The 19,769-nt window shown below is 54.0% G+C and carries 12 protein-coding genes, 2 tRNA genes and 3 rRNA genes; 2 read left to right on the plus strand and 15 right to left on the minus strand.

The features are described from left to right. Positions 1 to 42: 42 nt before the first annotated feature. From ATI45_RS10975 to ATI45_RS11040, 14 genes are all read right to left on the minus strand, one after another. Entirely contained in the window at positions 43 to 852 is an 810-nt protein-coding gene (locus tag ATI45_RS10975) for a TatD family hydrolase (protein ID WP_098419535.1), read from the minus strand. Positions 853 to 888: 36 nt separating this feature from the next. Further along, a complete protein-coding gene (gene prfC, locus ATI45_RS10980) occupies positions 889 to 2,478 on the minus strand; it encodes a peptide chain release factor 3 (RefSeq protein WP_098419536.1) in 1,590 nt (529 codons plus the stop codon). 111 nt (positions 2,479 to 2,589) lie between these two features. Then, entirely contained in the window at positions 2,590 to 3,093 is a 504-nt protein-coding gene (rimI, locus tag ATI45_RS10985) for a ribosomal protein S18-alanine N-acetyltransferase (protein WP_228706008.1), read from the minus strand. Next, positions 3,081 to 4,001 (minus strand): 2-isopropylmalate synthase, encoded by a 921-nt coding sequence (locus tag ATI45_RS10990; RefSeq protein WP_098419537.1) that lies wholly within the window; start codon positions 3,999 to 4,001, stop codon positions 3,081 to 3,083. Before ATI45_RS10990 ends, rimI begins: the two co-directional genes overlap by 13 nt. A 41-nt stretch (positions 4,002 to 4,042) precedes the next feature. After that, positions 4,043 to 5,593 (minus strand): 2-isopropylmalate synthase, encoded by a 1,551-nt coding sequence (locus ATI45_RS10995; protein ID WP_098419538.1) that lies wholly within the window; start codon positions 5,591 to 5,593, stop codon positions 4,043 to 4,045. Positions 5,594 to 5,805: 212 nt separating this feature from the next. Then, positions 5,806 to 5,919: ribosomal RNA gene (rrf, locus tag ATI45_RS11000) — 5S ribosomal RNA — on the minus strand. A 111-nt stretch (positions 5,920 to 6,030) separates the two neighbouring features. Further along, positions 6,031 to 8,923 (minus strand): 23S ribosomal RNA (locus ATI45_RS11005). A 373-nt stretch (positions 8,924 to 9,296) separates the two neighbouring features. Next, positions 9,297 to 9,372, minus strand: a tRNA-Ala gene (locus ATI45_RS11010). A gap of 95 nt (positions 9,373 to 9,467) precedes the next feature. Further along, positions 9,468 to 9,544, minus strand: a tRNA-Ile gene (locus ATI45_RS11015). Positions 9,545 to 9,758: 214 nt separating this feature from the next. Next, positions 9,759 to 11,309 (minus strand): 16S ribosomal RNA (locus ATI45_RS11020). Together the 16S, 23S and 5S rRNA genes with 2 tRNA genes alongside form the textbook arrangement of a ribosomal RNA operon. A 580-nt stretch (positions 11,310 to 11,889) precedes the next feature. Next, positions 11,890 to 12,738 (minus strand): CDP-diacylglycerol--serine O-phosphatidyltransferase, encoded by an 849-nt coding sequence (pssA, locus tag ATI45_RS11025; RefSeq protein ID WP_098419539.1) that lies wholly within the window; start codon positions 12,736 to 12,738, stop codon positions 11,890 to 11,892. Between the two features lie 89 nt (positions 12,739 to 12,827). Further along, complete coding sequence (gene ilvC / locus ATI45_RS11030; RefSeq protein ID WP_098419540.1) at positions 12,828 to 13,844, minus strand: ketol-acid reductoisomerase; 1,017 nt, start codon at positions 13,842 to 13,844, stop codon at positions 12,828 to 12,830. A gap of 88 nt (positions 13,845 to 13,932) precedes the next feature. Beyond that, entirely contained in the window at positions 13,933 to 14,424 is a 492-nt protein-coding gene (ilvN, locus tag ATI45_RS11035; RefSeq protein ID WP_007350353.1) for an acetolactate synthase small subunit, read from the minus strand. Positions 14,425 to 14,426: 2 nt separating this feature from the next. Next, entirely contained in the window at positions 14,427 to 16,145 is a 1,719-nt protein-coding gene (locus ATI45_RS11040; protein WP_098419541.1) for an acetolactate synthase 3 large subunit, read from the minus strand. Between the two features lie 480 nt (positions 16,146 to 16,625). On the opposite strand from ATI45_RS11040, the gene ATI45_RS22675 reads away from it, so the two are divergent. Together ATI45_RS22675 and ATI45_RS11045 are read left to right on the plus strand one after the other, a co-directional pair. Continuing rightward, entirely contained in the window at positions 16,626 to 16,772 is a 147-nt protein-coding gene (locus tag ATI45_RS22675) for a DUF4124 domain-containing protein (RefSeq protein ID WP_228735967.1), read from the plus strand. Then, positions 16,732 to 17,022 carry a hypothetical protein gene (locus ATI45_RS11045; protein ID WP_228735968.1) on the plus strand — a complete coding sequence of 97 codons (291 nt, stop codon included), beginning with the start codon at positions 16,732 to 16,734 and terminating at the stop codon, positions 17,020 to 17,022. The genes ATI45_RS22675 and ATI45_RS11045 overlap by 41 nt, the downstream gene beginning before the upstream one ends. Before the next feature lie 32 nt (positions 17,023 to 17,054). On the opposite strand, the gene clpB is transcribed toward ATI45_RS11045, so the two are convergent. Further along, a complete protein-coding gene (gene clpB / locus ATI45_RS11050; RefSeq protein ID WP_098419542.1) occupies positions 17,055 to 19,631 on the minus strand; it encodes an ATP-dependent chaperone ClpB in 2,577 nt (858 codons plus the stop codon). Between the last annotated feature and the right edge of the window lie 138 nt (positions 19,632 to 19,769).

Raw genomic sequence — 19,769 nt, forward strand, 5'->3', positions numbered from 1 at the left:
GAAGTATACTTTAGGCCGCAAAAAAATCCAACCCCGATATCATCAGTTTCGGTAATCACCCAGTTGCAACCCACTAAGCTCCGCTTGTAGCGCAGAACCATAGAGTCGACAGCTATTTTCGAGCAGGACAGCTGCTAATTCGGGCTCGGCTACGCCACGCAGTAGGGCCAGTTCTCGCAGTATATCCGGCAGATACTGCGGAGAGTTCTGGCCGTGCCGAACACCGGCCGGTGCCATATCAGGTGCGTCTGTCTCTAGAACCAACGCAGAGGCCGGGACACGCGTTAACGTGTCGCGTGTTTTACCGCCTTTGGCGTGAGTAATCACACCACCCACCCCTAACATACAGCCCAAATCTATCAATTTTACAGCTTGCTGATAGCTACCGGAAAAGCCGTGAACCAACGCATTACCCGTCCAATTCGCCGCTTTTAATACCTCGGCAACCTCATCATGAGCTTTAACGGAGTGGATCACCAGCGCTCGCCGATACTCGGCGGCAATTCTAACCTGGGCTTCAAACCATGGCATCTGCTCGCTCAGGCTACCCCGAAGCCGATCTAGCCCGCACTCACCAACACCCACACATAGCTCGCTCGCGTTAGCCAAGTGGTCCCGCAACCGCTGCAGATCCCCAGGGCCATGTTCGTCAATATGCCAAGGGTGAATACCCAAACAGTAAAAAACACCAGAATGAGCCATAGCGACTTGCTGTACTTTCGGCCAATCGGCGCAGCGAACGCCAGGTATCACCAGCCCGCCAATGCCCTGCCCTCGCAATTCGCCCATCAATTGCTCGCGCCGCCCGTCAAACTGGGGGAAATCAAAATGGCAATGGACGTCAACCAGCATCACGTCGGCCTCTGAACCGAATAGCAACGGGTAAAATCAATGCTCCCGGGTTTTATGGAACTCCACATCGGGATAACGCTCTTGAGCCAAGCTCAAATTCACCATGGTAGGCGCAATATACGCTAGCTGATTAGCGCCATCGAGGGCCAGATTGTCGTTATTCTTGCGTTTAAACTCGTCCAGCTTGCGCTCGTCAGTGCAGGTTACCCAGCGTGCCGTGGATACATTAATCGGCTCGTAAATGGCCTCTACCTTATATTCGGTTTTCAGACGACTAACCACTACGTCAAACTGCAGCACCCCAACGGCACCAACGATCAAATCGTTGTTGCGCAGCGGGCGGAACAGCTGAACAGCGCCCTCTTCTGACAGCTGAATCAGCCCTTTTTGCAGCTGTTTGGCTTTTAGCGGATCTTTCAAGCGGATGCGGCGGAACAGTTCAGGCGCAAAGTTGGGGATACCGGTAAATTTCATGTCGGCACCGGAGGTAAAGGTATCCCCCAGCTGGATCGTACCGTGGTTGTGCAAACCGATAATATCACCCGCAAACGCCTCCTCTGCGCGCTCCCGGTCTCCGGCCATAAAGGTAAGCGCATCAGAGAAACGCACATCTTTGCCTAGCCGCACGTGGCGCGCTTTCATTCCTGGCGCATACTGGCCTGAGACTATCCGTAAAAAGGCAACGCGGTCGCGGTGCTGTGGGTCCATGTTGGCCTGTATTTTAAATACAAAACCAGAAAAACTTTCATCCACTGGCTGCACCAGGCACTGGTCGGTTTGCCTCGGCTGTGGCGCAGGCGCCCATTCCACAAGCCCATCCAGCATGTGATCAACTCCGAAATTTCCCAGTGCGGTGCCAAAAAATACCGGCGTTAACTCTCCGGCCAGAAAAGCCTGCTGGTCGAATTGGTGAGACGCGCCTTTTACCAACTCTACCTCGTCACGCAGTTCTGCGGCATAGCCACCCAGGGCGGCCTCAAGCTCGGGATTGTCGAGACCTTTTATAATTCGCTCGTCCTGAATCATATGGCCCTGCCCGGTGTGATACAAAATCACTTCATCCCGCAGCAGGTGGTACACCCCTTTAAAGCTCTTTCCCATGCCGATAGGCCAGGTAATGGGCGCACAGGCAATATTGAGAACCCTTTCGACTTCGTCCATCAGATCTACCGGATCACGGGTCTCCCGATCCAGTTTGTTCATGAACGTGATGATGGGTGTATCGCGCAGGCGCGTCACTTCCATCAACTTGATCGTACGTGCCTCGACACCTTTGGCGCTGTCTATGACCATCAGGCAAGAGTCTACGGCTGTCAGGGTACGATAGGTGTCTTCAGAAAAGTCTTCGTGGCCTGGTGTATCCAACAGGTTGATCAAACTGCCGTGGTAGGGAAACTGCATCACCGAGGTGGTGACGGAAATACCCCGCTCCTTTTCCATTTCCATCCAGTCTGATTTGGCATGCTGGCCGGATTTTTTGCCTTTTACGGTGCCTGCCCTTTGAATAGCCTTACCGAACAGCAACACCTTTTCAGTAATAGTGGTTTTACCGGCGTCCGGGTGGGAAATAATCGCGAAAGTGCGACGGTTAGCCACTTCCGTTGAGAGCTGGGAAGGATTCGACATAGTATCAAAACGACCTGAATAGATAGTAACAAGACAACCTGAATAGAAAGTGCTGAAAAGGGCATTATTATAGGGCTTAAGGCGTTTAGACGCTAACCCCGGTGCAGTGGCTTATAGCAAACAGGGGCGCGTCATCACCCGAGCGTTTTCACGGCCATTGGGCGCAGGGTAATAATCCGGGCGCACACCAACCTGCTCAAAACCTTCAGAGCAATACAAGCGATAGGCGGCTTTGTTGCTATGGCGAACCTCCAGCAGCAGCAGCTGCATACCGTCGTGGCCAGACCGTGCAACCAGATACTGTAACAGCCGCCGTGCCACACCCTGGCCGCGCGCCGCCGGTGCTACACAGAGGTTCATCAGATGAGCTTCATCATACTGATAGGTCACCACTGCGTAACCAGCCAGCTCACCATTACGGCGCGCCGCCCACAATCGGTAAGTAGACTTGAAGCAATCTTCAAAGATACCTGCGGACCAGGGATTGGAATGGCAGCTGCGCTCTATTTCAAGAATTGCCGGCAACTCTTCCGGATTCAAGGTGTCTATGACCAGCTCGCCCTGAGCCACCTGCTGATACGCCTTAGTTCGGTCGTCCACGCTCAGCTCACCCATTCCCTGATGGCACTCCACAGGTCCCTCTTGTACTGGGGTTGCGCTGCAAGTTCGGCAAGGCTGAAACCAAAAGCCACTGGCGGCTGCTTTAACGTCGGCAATGCTTCCGTTAGCCAAAACGGCGCGACGGCCCCGGCGTGATCAGCTCCTGCCCGTCCGTCAGCATTCACACCCAGTACAATCAGCTGGTGGGCGCTCAACCCGGATAAAATCGGTTTCAGAACGCCAACCAGATCCTGTGGCTGATTACCGGGCACCAGAAGGTTGTTAAACACCGGCCAGTGCACGGTTACGCTCTCACCCAGCTCCTTTTCGCTGAGGCTTCGCAAAATATTGTGCGCCAACGCTTGTTGCAACTTCGCACTGGCGTCGTTGGAAAGTGCTGCTATCAGGCTGACATGGCGGCCCTGCCACAACGCCAGGGTGACCTTGAGCGGCTCAGCTGTTGCCACAACCTGATCGGATTTGCGGGTTGTTGGCGAGAGCGCCGCTGGCAAAGGCGCGATTTCCACCGGCGGCGACGCGTCCGTCACCGGGGCTGGCGTCGGATCAGGAGCCAAACGGGTACTAGCAGGAACATCTTCTACCGGCTCGGGGCGGCGATCAGGCTGAGGTGCCTCGGGTTTTCCCGCTTTCATCAGCGACTGCAGATCAGCAATGCGGGCGGCGGCCGCAGGATCTGCCCGGCGCAACGGTTTTGCTTTGGGTAAATGGGCCGAAGAAGGCGCGTGAACAGGCGTCGGCGGGTTGCCAGCAGGTATTGGCAACACTGCATTCGCTGAAGCGCGCTCTATCGGAAACACAAACTCAGGGCTAGGCGCAGCACCCGGCAGCGGCGCGCGAGCATACCAAAGCTGCACACCGGCCATCGCCAAATAGAATTGCCGTTCTGCTTCGTGGATCCGCATTAACATCCTGCCAAATTATTCAACCGTATTTTTTATAACTTCTATACATCAGCTTCTTGCGGATGGTGCCGTATGCCGCCCGCACTAATCAAGTTCAGCGCTGCGATGTAAGCTTTAGCCGAAGCAATGATGATGTCGGTGTCTGCACCTACGCCATTAACGATACGACCGCCGCGTTCAAGGCGTACCGTAACTTCACCCTGTGAATCGGTGCCGCTGGTAATGTTGTTCACCGAGTAAAGCTGAAGCTTGCAACCGGAATCCACCAATGACTCGATGGCTTTGAACGTCGCGTCGACCGGGCCGCTGCCTTCCGCCTGCACACTGTGCTCTTTGTCATCCATGGTGATCGTCAGATCGGCCTTGGGAATGACGCCGGTTTCCGAGCACACCTTTATGCACACCAATCCAAAGCGCCCTTGCTGGTCCTTCTGGCGAGTGTTGCTGGCAATGGCCTGCAAGTCTTCGTCGAAAATCTCGTGTTTAAGATCCGCAAGGGCCTTGAAGCGGGCAAAAGCCTCATTCAACTCGGTCTCGGTGCCAAACTGAATGCCCAGCTCCAGCAACCGCGTGCGGAACGCATTGCGGCCGGAGTGCTTGCCCATCACCAGGCTGTTGGTGTGCCAGCCAACGTCTTCGGCCTTCATGATTTCATAGGTTTCGCGATGTTTGAGCACGCCGTCCTGATGAATACCGGACTCGTGGGCAAAGGCGTTGGCGCCTACAATCGCTTTGTTAGGTTGTACCGGGAAACCGGTGATGGTCGACACCAAGCGGGAAGCCGGCACTATGTGGGTCGCGTCTATGCGGGTATCAATATTGAAGTAGTCCTGACGGGTACGCACCGCCATAACAATCTCTTCCAGGGATGCGTTACCAGCACGCTCGCCCAGACCGTTAATGGTACATTCAACCTGACGTGCACCCTGGGACACTGCCGCCAGGGAGTTGGCAACGGCAAGCCCCAGGTCGTTGTGGCAATGAACCGAGAAAATAGCCTTGTCAGCGTTGGGGATGCGATTCAACAACTGGGCCATGGTATTGCCGAACTGATGGGGTATAGCGTAACCCACGGTGTCCGGAATATTGATCGTTGTAGCACCGGCGTTGATTGCCGCTTCGATAATACGGCATAGAAAGTCCAACTCGGAACGACCCGCGTCTTCACAGGAAAATTCCACATCAGCAACGTGATTGCGCGCGCGTTTAACCGCGCGCACCGCCTGCTCTACCACCTCGTCAGGCGACATATTCAGCTTGTGCTTCATGTGGATAGGCGATGTTGCAATGAAGGTGTGAATGCGACTGCGATTTGCCGGGCGCACAGCCTCGGCAGCCCGGTCAATGTCTCCATCAATGGCGCGAGCCAGACTGCATATGGTGGAGTCTTTGATGGTTTCTGCGATTCCCTTGATCGCCTCAAAATCGCCCTGACTGGCTATGGCGAAGCCGGCCTCAATGACATCAACACGCAGTTTTTCCAGCGTTTTGGCAATTCGCAGTTTTTCAGCCTTGTTCATGGTGGCGCCGGGGCTTTGCTCGCCATCGCGCAGTGTGGTGTCAAATATGACGAGGTGATCATTGGCAGGCATGCAGCAACTCCATCAGGCTTATTGGACTTCATATTGCAGTATATCACCAGGACAGACCAGGGACAGACTTGAAGTCTGCCCCTTACCTTTCATCAGGGGCGGATTTGCTCGGTCTTCCGCGGGGACGGATTTCAAATCCGTCCCCTGTTTTGCTTTTTCCAGGCAAAAAAAAGCCCCCACCGCGTAAGCGGAGGGGGCTTTTAGCAATAAGAGTCTGACGATGACCTACTCTCACATGGGCGAACCACACTACCATCGGCGCAGGCCTGTTTCACTTCTGAGTTCGAGATGGGATCAGGTGGTACCAGGCCGCTATGGTCGTCAGACAAAACGGTTGATCACTGGGGGATGAGATAGAACATTGGCTTGTTGGGCCGTGATATTGATTTTTTCGTCGTTATCCGTGTTGTGTCAAACCCAATTGTCTTGGGTGTTATATAGTCAAGCCGCACGAGCAATTAGTATCGGTTAGCTCAACGCCTCGCAGCGCTTACACACCCGACCTATCAACGTCCTGGTCTTGAACGGCTCTTCAGGGGCCTCTAGGGCCCAGGGAGATCTCATCTTGGAAGGGGCTTCCCGCTTAGATGCTTTCAGCGGTTATCCTATCCGAACATAGCTACCGGGCAATGCCACTGGCGTGACAACCCGAACACCAGAGGTTCGTCCACTCCGGTCCTCTCGTACTAGGAGCAGCTTTCCTCAAATCTCCAACGTCCACGGCAGATAGGGACCGAACTGTCTCACGACGTTCTAAACCCAGCTCGCGTACCACTTTAAATGGCGAACAGCCATACCCTTGGGACCGGCTTCAGCCCCAGGATGTGATGAGCCGACATCGAGGTGCCAAACACCGCCGTCGATGTGAACTCTTGGGCGGTATCAGCCTGTTATCCCCGGAGTACCTTTTATCCGTTGAGCGATGGCCCTTCCATACAGAACCACCGGATCACTATGACCTACTTTCGTACCTGCTCGACGTGTCTGTCTCGCAGTCAAGCGGGCTTGTGCCATTACACTAACCGTACGATGTCCGACCGTACTTAGCCCACCTTTGTGCTCCTCCGTTACGCTTTAGGAGGAGACCGCCCCAGTCAAACTACCCACCACACAGTGTCCTCATCCCCGATAAGGGGACCAAGTTAGAACCTCAAACATGCCAGGCTGGTATTTCAAGGTTGGCTCCACGCAAACTGGCGTTCACGCTTCAATGCCTCCCAGCTATCCTACACAAACATGTTCAAAGTTCACTGTGAAGCTATAGTAAAGGTTCACGGGGTCTTTCCGTCTAGCCGCGGATACACCGCATCTTCACGGCGATTTCAATTTCACTGAGTCTCGGGTAGAGACAGCGCCCCCATCGTTACGCCATTCGTGCAGGTCGGAACTTACCCGACAAGGAATTTCGCTACCTTAGGACCGTTATAGTTACGGCCGCCGTTTACCGGGGCTTCGATCAAGAGCTTCTCCGTGAGGATAACCCCATCAATTAACCTTCCGGCACCGGGCAGGCGTCACACCGTATACGTCCACTTTCGTGTTTGCACAGTGCTGTGTTTTTAATAAACAGTCGCAGGGGCCTGGTATCTTCGACTGGCTTCTGCTCAACCCGCAAGGGGTGTCACATACCACCAGCGTGCCTTCTCCCGAAGTTACGGCACCATTTTGCCTAGTTCCTTTACCCGAGTTCTCTCAAGCGCCTTGGTATTCTCTACCTGACCACCTGTGTCGGTTTGGGGTACGGTCTCAAATCACCTGAAGCTTAGAAGATTTTCCTGGAAGCATGGCATCAATAACTTCCCGCCACATGGGCAGTCGTCATCGCGTCTCAGAATTGAGGACCCGGATTTGCCTAAGTCCCCTCCCTACACGCTTAAACCGGGACGACCGTCGCCCGGCTTACCTAGCCTTCTCCGTCTCTCCATCGCAGTGATCCAAGGTACGGGAATATTAACCCGTCTCCCATCGATTACACCTTTCGGTCTCACCTTAGGGGCCGACTCACCCTGCGCCGATTAGCGTTGCGCAGGAACCCTTGGTCTTCCGGCGTGCGAGTTTTTCACTCGCATTGTCGTTACTCATGTCAGCATTCGCACTTCTGATACCTCCAGCAAGCTTCTCAACTCACCTTCGCAGGCTTACAGAACGCTCCCCTACCCCGCATACAAAGTATGCAGCCGCAGCTTCGGTATCCAGTTTGAGCCCCGTTACATCTTCCGCGCAGGCCGACTCGACTAGTGAGCTATTACGCTTTCTTTAAAGGATGGCTGCTTCTAAGCCAACCTCCTAGCTGTCTGAGCCTTCCCACATCGTTTCCCACTTAACTGGAATTTTGGGACCTTAGCTGGCGGTCTGGGTTGTTTCCCTCTTCACGACGGACGTTAGCACCCGCCGTGTGTCTCCCGGATAGTACTCACAGGTATTCGGAGTTTGCATCGGGTTGGTAAGTCGGGATGACCCCCTAGCCGAAACAGTGCTCTACCCCCTGTGGTATTCGTCCGAGGCGCTACCTAAATAGCTTTCGGGGAGAACCAGCTATCTCCGGGCTTGATTAGCCTTTCACTCCGATCCACAAGTCATCCCCTGGCTTTTCAACGACAGTGGGTTCGGTCCTCCAGTTGATGTTACTCAACCTTCAACCTGCTCATGGATAGATCGCCCGGTTTCGGGTCTATGCCCAGCGACTAATTCGCCCTATTCAGACTCGGTTTCCCTACGGCTCCCCTAAACGGTTAACCTCGCCACTGAACATAAGTCGCTGACCCATTATACAAAAGGTACGCCGTCACAGAACAAGTCTGCTCCGACTGCTTGTACGCATACGGTTTCAGGATCTATTTCACTCCCCTCACAGGGGTTCTTTTCGCCTTTCCCTCACGGTACTGGTTCACTATCGGTCAGTCAGGAGTATTTAGCCTTGGAGGATGGTCCCCCCATGTTCAGACAAGGTTTCTCGTGCCCCGTCCTACTCGATTTCACTAGACTCAGGTTTCGGATACAGGGCTATCACCCACTATGGCGGCACTTTCCAGAGCCTTCTCCTACCCGTTGTCTAGCTTAAGGGCTAGTCCCCGTTCGCTCGCCGCTACTTAGGGAATCTCGGTTGATTTCTTTTCCTCGGGGTACTTAGATGTTTCAGTTCTCCCGGTTCGCCTCTTACACCTATGTATTCAGTGTAAGATACCCAGCCTAAACTGGGTGGGTTTCCCCATTCAGAAATGTCCGGATCACAGCTCGTTTGCCAGCTCCCCGAACCTTATCGCAGGCTTCCACGTCTTTCATCGCCTCTGACTGCCTAGGCATCCACCGTATGCGCTTAGTTGCTTGACTATATAACCCCAAGACAACTGACTCTAAATAGAACCACGAAAAGACACCTTAGCCGAAGCCAAGACGTTCCAGGTGGAACTGATTAGAGATAGTCACTCGAAGTCATACACAACCACTTCAACGACAACACCGGATAACGCTTGAAAAAATCGTTATCACTTGAACACGTCTCTCAAAGACCGTAGAGAAACGTATTCGTGTTCTATCTCATCCAAATTTTTAAAGAGCAAATCTGACCCAGTGATCAGAAAGAAGGATTTCGGCTTTAACAACGCATAAAACGCCGTAAAAGAAACACTTTTTTCTGTACACTGACCGAAGTCAGGACATTCAGGGTAACCAAGTAACTCACAACATCTGCACATCTGTATAATGGTGGAGCTAAGCAGGATCGAACTGCTGACCTCCTGCGTGCAAGGCAGGCGCTCTCCCAGCTGAGCTATAGCCCCAAAAAGCTATTTCTAGAATTTTGTAAATCTAGGCATTTTCGGTCGCCGCATAGCTTTCTATGCAAGTCCGGAAATAACGACGAGTTACAAGATTCTGGTGGGTCTGGGTGGAGTTGAACCACCGACCTCACCCTTATCAGGGGTGCGCTCTAACCAACTGAGCTACAGACCCGATTATCACGCCATCTTGTCGTGCCTGGACTGCGTTGCGGCTCTCACTCAGTTGGTCACGTACAACAGTACGCTCCCGTCTTCACTCCATCCGCGCCTTGCCAGACTCAACAATCTGTCGCGCTAATTCAGCGGGTCGGTCGAGACCCTTTGCTCTCTTTAATCAATCAACCAAGTAATTCGTGTGGACTCTGACCGAAGCGTTCGGCATCGTTTAAGGAGGTGATCCAGCCCCAGGTTCCCCTAGGGCTACCTTGTTACGACTTCACCCCAGTCATGAACCACACCGTGGTAATCGTCCTCCCGAAGGTTAGACTAACTACTTCTGGTGCAATCCACTCCCATGGTGTGACGGGCGGTGTGTACAAGGCCCGGGAACGTATTCACCGTGACATTCTGATTCACGATTACTAGCGATTCCGACTTCACGGAGTCGAGTTGCAGACTCCGATCCGGACTACGACGCGTTTTGTGAGATTGGCTCCCCCTCGCGGGTTTGCAGCCCTCTGTGCGCGCCATTGTAGCACGTGTGTAGCCCTGGCCGTAAGGGCCATGATGACCTGACGTCATCCCCACCTTCCTCCGGTTTGTCACCGGCAGTCTCCCTAGAGTTCTCAGCATTACCTGCTAGCAACTAGGGATAGGGGTTGCGCTCGTTACGGGACTTAACCCAACATCTCACGACACGAGCTGACGACGGCCATGCAGCACCTGTGTCAGAGTTCCCGAAGGCACCGATCCATCTCTGGAACGTTCTCTGCATGTCAAGGCCAGGTAAGGTTCTTCGCGTTGCGTCGAATTAAACCACATGCTCCACCGCTTGTGCGGGCCCCCGTCAATTCATTTGAGTTTTAACCTTGCGGCCGTACTCCCCAGGCGGTCAACTTAGTGCGTTAGCTGCGCCACTAAGGATTCAAGATCCCCAACGGCTAGTTGACATCGTTTACGGCGTGGACTACCAGGGTATCTAATCCTGTTTGCTCCCCACGCTTTCGCACCTCAGTGTCAGTGTTGGTCCAGGTAGCCGCCTTCGCCACTGGTGTTCCTTCCTATATCTACGCATTTCACCGCTACACAGGAAATTCCACTACCCTCTACCACACTCTAGCCATGCAGTTCGAAGTGCCGTTCCCAGGTTGAGCCCGGGGCTTTCACATCTCGCTTACATAACCACCTACGCGCGCTTTACGCCCAGTAATTCCGATTAACGCTTGCACCCTCCGTATTACCGCGGCTGCTGGCACGGAGTTAGCCGGTGCTTCTTCTGCGAGTGACGTCAATCCTCAAGCGTATTAAGCTTAAGGCCTTCCTCCTCGCTGAAAGTGCTTTACAACCCGAAAGCCTTCTTCACACACGCGGCATGGCTGGATCAGGCTTGCGCCCATTGTCCAATATTCCCCACTGCTGCCTCCCGTAGGAGTTCGGGCCGTGTCTCAGTCCCGATGTGGCTGATCATCCTCTCAGACCAGCTACGGATCGTTGCCTTGGTAGGCCATTACCCCACCAACAAGCTAATCCGACTTAGGCTCATCTAATAGCGCAAGGTCCTCTCCGAAGAGCGGATCCCCTGCTTTCCCCCGTAGGGCGTATGCGGTATTAATCCGAGTTTCCCCGGGCTATCCCCCACTACTAGGCAGATTCCTAAGCATTACTCACCCGTCCGCCGCTCGACGCCTGGTAGCAAGCTACCATCGTTTCCGCTCGACTTGCATGTGTTAAGCCTGCCGCCAGCGTTCAATCTGAGCCATGATCAAACTCTTCAGTTTAAATCATACAAGATCCGAAGATCTTAAATCTGCTCAAGACAAAAACTCAATTCTTGACGAGTCGTTGACTTGGTATTTCTTACCGAAATACTCCAGTCAGCGCCCACACGAATTACTTGGTTAATTTTTTAAAGAGCGTTTGAGCCGTGGCTCAATCAGGAGGCGAATTATACATCGTTTCGCTGCCCTGTCAACCGTTTATTTCGAGAAGCTTCAGAAGCATTTCCTTCCAAACCCCCCAACCTAACCGGCCGGTACTGCTTGATTCGAGAAGCGCATTCTACAGCGTATCCGAACCGTGTCAACCGTTTTCGCGTTCAAAGTTTAAATCACATTTCCTAAACTTTTCAACGTCTTACTAAACAGTTTCCACTCGATTCCTGCCTTTCTAAAACCGGCTGTCCCTCAAGCGAGATGCGCATTCTACAGACTTCTCGGGACAGGTCAACGGGGAATTTGAAAAAGATGTCCCGTATCTCGGTTTGCCCTTACTTCACTCCACCTACGCCCCTATTTACAACGGAAAAAGGGGCCGAAGCCCCTTCTTTATACCCTACCCGCTCCTTACTTACACCCGATATCAGGCCGGGCGGCGAGGTTTTTTGCGGAACAGCGCTCGTACTGGCCCGGTTAGCGCATATACCAGGAAAGCACTGAACAATACGGTGGCAGGGTCTAGCGCAATTACCACAAACACCAGCACCACCAGCAGAATCGCCGCGAATGGCACTCTGCCCCGCATGTCCAGATCCTTAAAGCTCTGGTAGAGCACATTACTGACCATCAACACGCCAGCACCGGCGACCACGAATAGCGTCAGAGCCGTTAGCCAGGCCGATGGCTCGAACGCATGGAAACACCAGACCATTCCTGCCACAGCAGCTGCAGCCGCAGGGCTTGGCAAACCCACAAAGTACTTCTTGTCGACCGACCCGATCTGAGTGTTGAATCGAGCCAGCCTCAGAGCCGTTCCGGCTACATATATAAAGGTTACCGCCCAACCCAGCTTGCCCAGGCCATTAAGCGACCAGAAAAACGCCACCAGCCCCGGCGCCACACCAAAGGCGACCATATCCGCCAGGGAATCGTATTCTTCACCAAACTTACTTTGGGTATTGGTCATGCGCGCTACGCGCCCGTCTAGCCCATCCAGGATCATAGACACGAAGATGGCAATCGCAGCGTTGTCGAAAATGCCATTGGCGGCAGAGACAATCGCGTAGAAGCCGGAAAATAAAGAGGCTGTGGTAAGCGCATTAGGCAGCAGGAAAATACCCTTATGACGAACAGGCGCACCTTCCACTAACTCTTCTTCGATGACCTCGCCCGGCGGGAGCTCATGAGGCTCTTCCGCACCCTGACCAGCAGAGGCGGACTTTTCCGACTTATTGGCCGGTTTGGATTCGGCAGATTTCTTTTCGTCAGTCATTCCAATTACTCCGGAAAGAATTTGGCCGCAGTATATACGAAAAACGCGGCCACACGGGCCGCGTCTTACAAAACCGAAAGCCCGGACTTTTAGTTTTTGTCTTTATCTACAATCTTGTTGGCAGAGATCCACGGCATCATGCCGCGCAGCTTTTCACCAGTCTGCTCAATAGGATGAGCAGCATTGATGCGACGCGCAGCAGTCATAGACGGGTAGTTCAACGCACCTTCAGAAATGAACATTTTGGCATATTCGCCGCTCTGAATACGCTTAAGAGCGTTGCGCATGGCCGCACGGGATTCCGCGTTGATGATTTCCGGGCCTGTGACGTACTCGCCGTACTCGGCGTTGTTAGAGATGGAGTAGTTCATGTTGGCAATGCCGCCCTCGTACATCAAGTCGACAATCAGCTTGAGCTCGTGCAGACACTCGAAGTAGGCCATTTCAGGCGCATAACCCGCTTCGGTCAGCGTTTCGAAGCCTGCTTTTACCAGCTCAACCGCACCACCACACAGAACCGCCTGCTCACCGAACAAATCGGTTTCAGTTTCGTCTTTAAACGTGGTTTCGATAATGCCGGTACGGCCGCCGCCCACACCGCTGGCGTAAGACAGCGCAAGGTTTTTGGCGTTACCGGATGCGTCCTGGAAAATAGCGATCAAGTCGGGAATACCACCGCCTTTGACGAACTCGGTGCGCACGGTGTGACCCGGCGCCTTAGGAGCGATCATGATGACGTCCAAGTCTTTACGCGGAACGACCTGGTTGTAGTGAATAGCGAAACCGTGGGCGAAGGCCAAAGTAGCGCCCTGCTTCAGGCTTGGCTCAACTTCGTCACGGTACAGCTGGGACTGGAACTCGTCGGGAGTCAGGATCATTACTACGTCAGCAGCTGCAACGGCTGAGGGCACATCAGCGGTTTTCAGGCCATAGGCTTCTGCTTTGGCAATAGAAGATGAGCCGGCGCGCAAACCAACCGTTACGTCTACACCGGAATCTTTCAAGTTGCAGGCATGGGCGTGCCCCTGGGAACCAAAACCGATAATGGCTACTTTTTTGCCCTGAATGATCGAAAGATCGCAATCCTTATCGTAATAAACCTGCATAACTAACCTCTATTATTTGAGCGACCCTAAGGGCCTGCGTTTTACGTTATGAATTTTTTAAACTCAATACCTTTGAAAACCGACAGCCTTAAAGGCTGAGCACTTTTTCACCGCGAGCTATACCGGACACGCCGCTACGCACTACTTCCAGAACACCGGTTGCACCAATGGCCTGAATAAAGCCATCCAACTTGGCGCTGTCGCCCGCCAGCTGCACGGTGTACACCGAACTGGTGACGTCAACAATCTGGCCACGGAAGATGTCTACGGTGCGTTTGATTTCGGCGCGCTGGGAGCCCGTTGCTTTCAGCTTCACCAGCATGAGTTCACGCTCGATGTGGGCCCCCTCGGTGAGGTCAACCAGCTTGATCACTTCAATCAGCTTGTTCAGCTGCTTGGTGATCTGCTCAATCACCCGCTCAGAACCGGTGGTGGTTACTGTCAAACGCGACATGGTCGGGTCTTCGGTGGGCGCAACCGTCAGGGTTTCAATGTTGTAATTGCGCTGTGAAAACAGGCCCACTACCCGCGACAGTGCACCCGGCTCGTTTTCCAACAAAACAGAAATGATTCGACGCATGATTACACCTTCTCCGTTTTGCTGAGCCACATATCTTTCATCGAGCCACGGGCCACATGCATCGGGTAAACGTGCTCAGAAGGGTCGACGTATATGTCCACGAACACCAGTTTGTCTTTCATGGCCAGTGCTTTTTTGAGCATGGGCTCCAGGTCTTCCTTGCGCGTAATCTTCATACCCTCGTGGCCATAGGCCTCTGCGAGTTTGACGAAGTCCGGCAAGGAGTCCATGTAAGAATGCGAGTGACGGGCCCCATAATTCATATCCTGCCACTGCTTGACCATACCCAGAGCCTGGTTATTCAGGTTGATGATTTTCACCGGCAAGTCGTACTGCTTGCAGGTCGACAGTTCCTGGATGTTCATCTGGATACTGCCTTCGCCAGTGACGCAGAGCACTTCTTCATCCGGAAAGTTCAGTTTTATGCCCATCGCTGCCGGCAAGCCAAAGCCCATGGTGCCCAGTCCACCGGAGCTGATCCAACGGTTAGGCTTGTCAAATTTGTAGTACTGAGCAGCAAACATCTGGTGCTGGCCCACATCGGTGGTCACATAGGCATCGCCATTGGTCAGGCGGTACAGCATTTCCACCACTTCCTGCGGCTTGATAACGTCATCGCTTGTTTCATAACGCATACCGTGAAAAGCGCGCCATTCGTCGATCTGCTTCCACCAGGCTGCCAGCGCATCGGCGTCGGGCCTGACTTTGCTTTCCTTGATCAGCGACTGCATTTCTTTCAGCACCGCATCCACAGGCCCAACAATGGGCACATCGGCAGTAATGGTTTTGGAAATCGACGCAGGGTCAATATCAATGTGAATGATGCGGGCGCCGGGGCAGAACTTCTCGGTCGCGTTGGTAACGCGGTCGTCAAAGCGCGCACCGATAGCCAGAATCAGGTCCGCGTTGTGCATAACCATGTTGGCTTCGTAAGTGCCGTGCATGCCCAACCAGCCAATGTGCTGTTTGTCGCTGGCCGGATAACAACCTATGCCCATCAGCGTATTGGTGATGGGGTAACCCAGGCCGCGCACCATTTCAGTCAACTGGCCAGAAGCCTTGCCCAGAATGACACCACCGCCGGCGTAAACAATCGGTCGCTTCGCCGCCAACAGCATGTCCACTGCTTTTTTGATCTGACCGGCGTGGCCACGAATGGCGGGGTTGTAAGACCGCAATTTGGTTTTTTTCGGAAACACGTACTCATAGCGATCATTCGGTGCGGTCATGTCCTTTGGAATGTCCACAACCACCGGGCCAGGTCGACCGGTTGTCGCAATGTAGTAGGCCTTGCGAATAATTTCCGGAATCTCGGACGGGTGGCGCACGCTGAGGTTGTGCTTCACCACCGGGCGGGAAACACCGATCATGTCGGTTTCCTGGAAGGCATCTTCGCCAATCAGCGTTGACGCTACCTGCCCACAAAGAACCACCATCGGAATGGAGTCCATAAAGGCAGTCGCGATACCGGTGATGGTGTTGGTCGCACCGGGTCCCGAGGTAACCAGCACTGTGCCCGCTTTGCCGGTAGCACGGGCATAGCCATCAGCCATGTGCACGGCCGCCTGTTCGTGTCTGACCAGAATGTGCTTGACGGCATCCTGCCTGAACAGAGCATCGTATATATGAAGGGCTGCTCCACCCGGATAGCCATAAATGTTCTCTATGCCTTCATCCTGTAACGAACGGATGAGCATATCGGCGCCAGACAATAACTCCACGTTTTCGACCCTCTTCTGCAAATGAGTAAAATCGGGGTACCACCCCGGCTACTTGGATATACGGTTGTGTGGCCTCTTGTGAAAGCTGAACCGATACTCCATCACGCCCCAGCCAACAAAGGTTGTCTGCCGGCCAGCCGCCCTCCTGAGGGTTGCGGAGAACAGCCAGTCAACAGATTGCACGTAAGCAACAACCATAACCGCAACGATGGGCGGTGTGTTGGGCGCGGTAATAAACGGGGGGAATATGAACGGGATTGCCGGCTACATCCCCTCCCGCCTTCAGGCAATCAGTAATTCTGACAGCGGGAAACTCCCTGTCAATAGCCGCTTTGGCTAAATAGACTGTTACTTATTTGAACCAGGCAAAAGAAAAAAACCAAATGAGCTGGCATGATGGTCCTAATACGCTATGAATACAGGATAATTGGCCATTCATCCGTTTCCTGCGACAGGTTAACAACAGCGGACCATAAATCGATGAAGATACAACTGAAAACAATGGCTCTGATATTGGCAATGGCGCCGGCCATGGTGAATTCAGCGGCGGTATACAAGTGTACCGATGCAGACGGCGTTACCCACTTTGGCGATCGCCAGCCCATCGGCACAGCAGCAGGTGAATGAGCTGGAACAGCGACAACAAGCCGCCAGCGAAGAATCACGGGTAGCCGACGCTGCGGCTACCCGTCAGGCGCTACGGCAAACCAACTGCGACGCGGCACGACAGAATCTTGAAATAATCAGCAACAACGCCCGCATCCGAGTCAGCGAAGATGGCGAGCAACGATTCCTCACTCCAGACGAGATCTCACTGCAAAAACAGAAGTACGAGGAAATCGTTGAACAAAACTGCGGCGCTGAAAAAACACCCTGAACCCACCCGTGGCGGGCAGGTTCCGGAGTCTGTCAGGCTTTGCTAAACACCAGTGCGCCCTCTTCAACACGGGCGTGAATGGTATCCCCCGGGCCAAAGCTGCCTTGCAGCAACTGTTGCGCCAAGGGGTTTTCGATCATCCGCTGAATCGCCCGTTTGAGCGGCCTTGCGCCATAAACCGGGTCGTAGCCGACATTGGCAAGCAACTCCATCGCGCTTTCGTCCAATTCCAGGCCAATGTCCTGCTGCTGCAAGCGCTTGCCGAGAATCTCTATCTGCACTTTGGCGATGCCGCGGATCTGGTTTGCTGCCAGCGGGTGAAACACCACCACTTCGTCTACCCGATTTATAAACTCGGGGCGGAAGTGGGTGCCAACTTCGTCCATCACCAGGGCTTTCATGGCGTCGTAGTTTTCTTCGCCAGCGTATTGCTGGATGATTCCAGAGCCCAGGTTAGACGTCATCACTATCACCGTGTTGCGGAAATCCACGGTGCGGCCCTGGCCGTCAGTCAGGCGGCCATCGTCAAGAACCTGCAGCAGAATGTTGAACACGTCCGGGTGTGCTTTTTCTACTTCGTCCAGCAACAGCACCGAATAAGGTCGCCGGCGTACGGCTTCGGTCAGGTAACCACCCTCTTCGTAACCCACATAACCCGGGGGCGCACCGATCAGCCGCGCTACGGAGTGTTTCTCCATAAACTCCGACATATCAATGCGTACCATGGCGTCGTCGGTATCAAACAGGAAGGATGCCAATGCCTTACACAATTCGGTTTTGCCCACACCGGTGGGGCCGAGGAATAAGAAGGAGCCGTTGGGACGATTGGGGTCCGACAGCCCGGCGCGGGAACGGCGCACAGCGTTAGCCACCGCTTCCACCGCCTCGTTTTGTCCGATTACCCGCTTGTGCAGGACCTCTTCCATCCGCATCAATTTGTCGCGCTCGCCCTCGAGCATTTTCGACACCGGAATGCCGGTCCACTTGGACACAATTTCAGCAATTTCTTCTTCAGTAACCCGGTTGCGCAGCAGAGTCATTTCCATCATCTCGGCCTGGCTTGCCATATCCAGCTGGCGCTCAAGCTCCGGAATGCGGCCGTACTGCAATTCAGACATTCGACCAAGATCACCGGCGCGCCGGGCACTTTCCAGTTCGGTCCGCGCTTGCTCAAGTTCGCTTTTGATTTTCTGGGATCCGTGCAAGGCGGCCTTTTCAGTGTTCCAGACTTCTTCAAGATCGGCGTATTCGCGTTCCACGCCGTCAATCACGCTGGAGAGTTCTTCCAGGCGTTTCTTCGATGCTGGGTCGGTCTCTTTTTTCAGCGCCTCGCGCTCGATTTTTAGCTGAATAAGTCGACGTTCCAGGCGATCCAGCGGCTCGGGTTTGGAGTCCATTTCCATCCGAATCTGACTTCCGGCCTCATCCACCAGGTCAATGGCTTTGTCCGGCAGCTTACGGTCGGCAATGTAACGGCTCGACAGTTTGGCGGCGGCGATAATGGCACTGTCGGTTATTTCAACACCGTGGTGCACTTCATAGCGCTCTTTCAGGCCGCGCAATATAGCAACGGTGTCTTCTTCGCTAGGTTCGTCTACCAGCACTTTCTGGAACCGGCGCTCAAGGGCTCCATCTTTTTCAATGTGTTCCCGGTATTCGTCCAGTGTGGTCGCACCCACGCAGTGGAGCTCACCGCGGGCCAATGCTGGCTTCAGCATGTTACCGGCGTCCATCGAGCCTTCGGCTTTGCCGGCACCCACCATGGTATGGATTTCGTCAATAAACAGGATAATCTGGCCTTCCTGTTTTGACAGTTCTTTCAATACGGCTTTGAGGCGCTCCTCGAACTCACCGCGGAATTTGGCGCCGGCAATCAGCGAGCCCATATCCAGTGACAATACGCGCTTGTTTTTAAGGCCTTCGGGCACTTCGCCATTTACAATACGCTGGGCCAAGCCTTCCACAATAGCGGTCTTACCCACGCCAGGATCACCAATCAATACCGGATTGTTCTTGCGACGGCGCTGCAGCACCTGAATGGTGCGGCGGATTTCGTCGTCGCGGCCAATCACCGGGTCAAGCTTGCCAGACTCGGCCATTTCGGTCAGGTCGATGGTGTATTTATCCAGTGCCTGGCGATTTTCTTCGGCGCCGGCTTCGTCTACGGATTCGCCACCGCGGGCGTTTTCGATGGCTTTTTCCAGCGCGACCTTGTCCACGCCGTGTTCACGCAGCACCCGCCCCAGGCTACCGCGATCTTCCAGCGCCGCCAGCAACATCAGCTCGCTAGAGACAAACTGGTCTTTTCGCTTTTGCGCGAGTTTGTCGGCAATGTTGAACAGGCGGCCCATGTCGTTGGACATGGCGACGTCGCCGGCGCTGCCTTTTACTTCGGGCAGGCTCTCGATTTCTTTAATGACCGCTTGGCGGATGCGGGTGGGCTCGCCGCCAGCCTGTTTCAGCAGCGGTTTGATGGAACTGGCATTCTGGTCTAAGAGAGCCTGCATCAGGTGCAACGGTTCTATGAAATTGTGGTCTTTGCCAACAGCTAGGGATTGGGCATCGGCCAGAGCGCTTTGCAGGCGGCTGGTCAGTTTGTCGATTCTCATGGGTGGCTCTCCGGTTCTGTGTGCAATGGGCCGGTGTCGGCCTATTGAATCTGCTTTGTTACTTAATGTAGGGGCAAACAGGCAGACTTCAAGTTAGTAACCGATTGGAGTGTCAGAAAATTGACGGGCGTCAGTAAG

Source organism: Marinobacter sp. LV10MA510-1, assembly GCF_002563885.1.
Taxonomy (GTDB): Bacteria; Pseudomonadota; Gammaproteobacteria; order Pseudomonadales; family Oleiphilaceae; genus Marinobacter.

Coding starts and splice junctions, on each gene's coding strand:
- ATI45_RS10975 (WP_098419535.1), bottom strand. CDS start 852: ATGCTGGTTGACGTCCATTGCCATTTTGATTTCCCCCAGTTTGACGGG.
- prfC (WP_098419536.1), bottom strand. CDS start 2,478: ATGTCGAATCCTTCCCAGCTCTCAACGGAAGTGGCTAACCGTCGCACT.
- rimI (WP_228706008.1), bottom strand. CDS start 3,093: ATGGGTGAGCTGAGCGTGGACGACCGAACTAAGGCGTATCAGCAGGTG.
- ATI45_RS10990 (WP_098419537.1), bottom strand. CDS start 4,001: ATGCGGATCCACGAAGCAGAACGGCAATTCTATTTGGCGATGGCCGGT.
- ATI45_RS10995 (WP_098419538.1), bottom strand. CDS start 5,593: ATGCCTGCCAATGATCACCTCGTCATATTTGACACCACACTGCGCGAT.
- pssA (WP_098419539.1), bottom strand. CDS start 12,738: ATGACTGACGAAAAGAAATCTGCCGAATCCAAACCGGCCAATAAGTCG.
- ilvC (WP_098419540.1), bottom strand. CDS start 13,844: ATGCAGGTTTATTACGATAAGGATTGCGATCTTTCGATCATTCAGGGC.
- ilvN (WP_007350353.1), bottom strand. CDS start 14,424: ATGCGTCGAATCATTTCTGTTTTGTTGGAAAACGAGCCGGGTGCACTG.
- ATI45_RS22675 (WP_228735967.1), top strand. CDS start 16,626: ATGAAGATACAACTGAAAACAATGGCTCTGATATTGGCAATGGCGCCG.
- clpB (WP_098419542.1), bottom strand. CDS start 19,631: ATGAGAATCGACAAACTGACCAGCCGCCTGCAAAGCGCTCTGGCCGAT.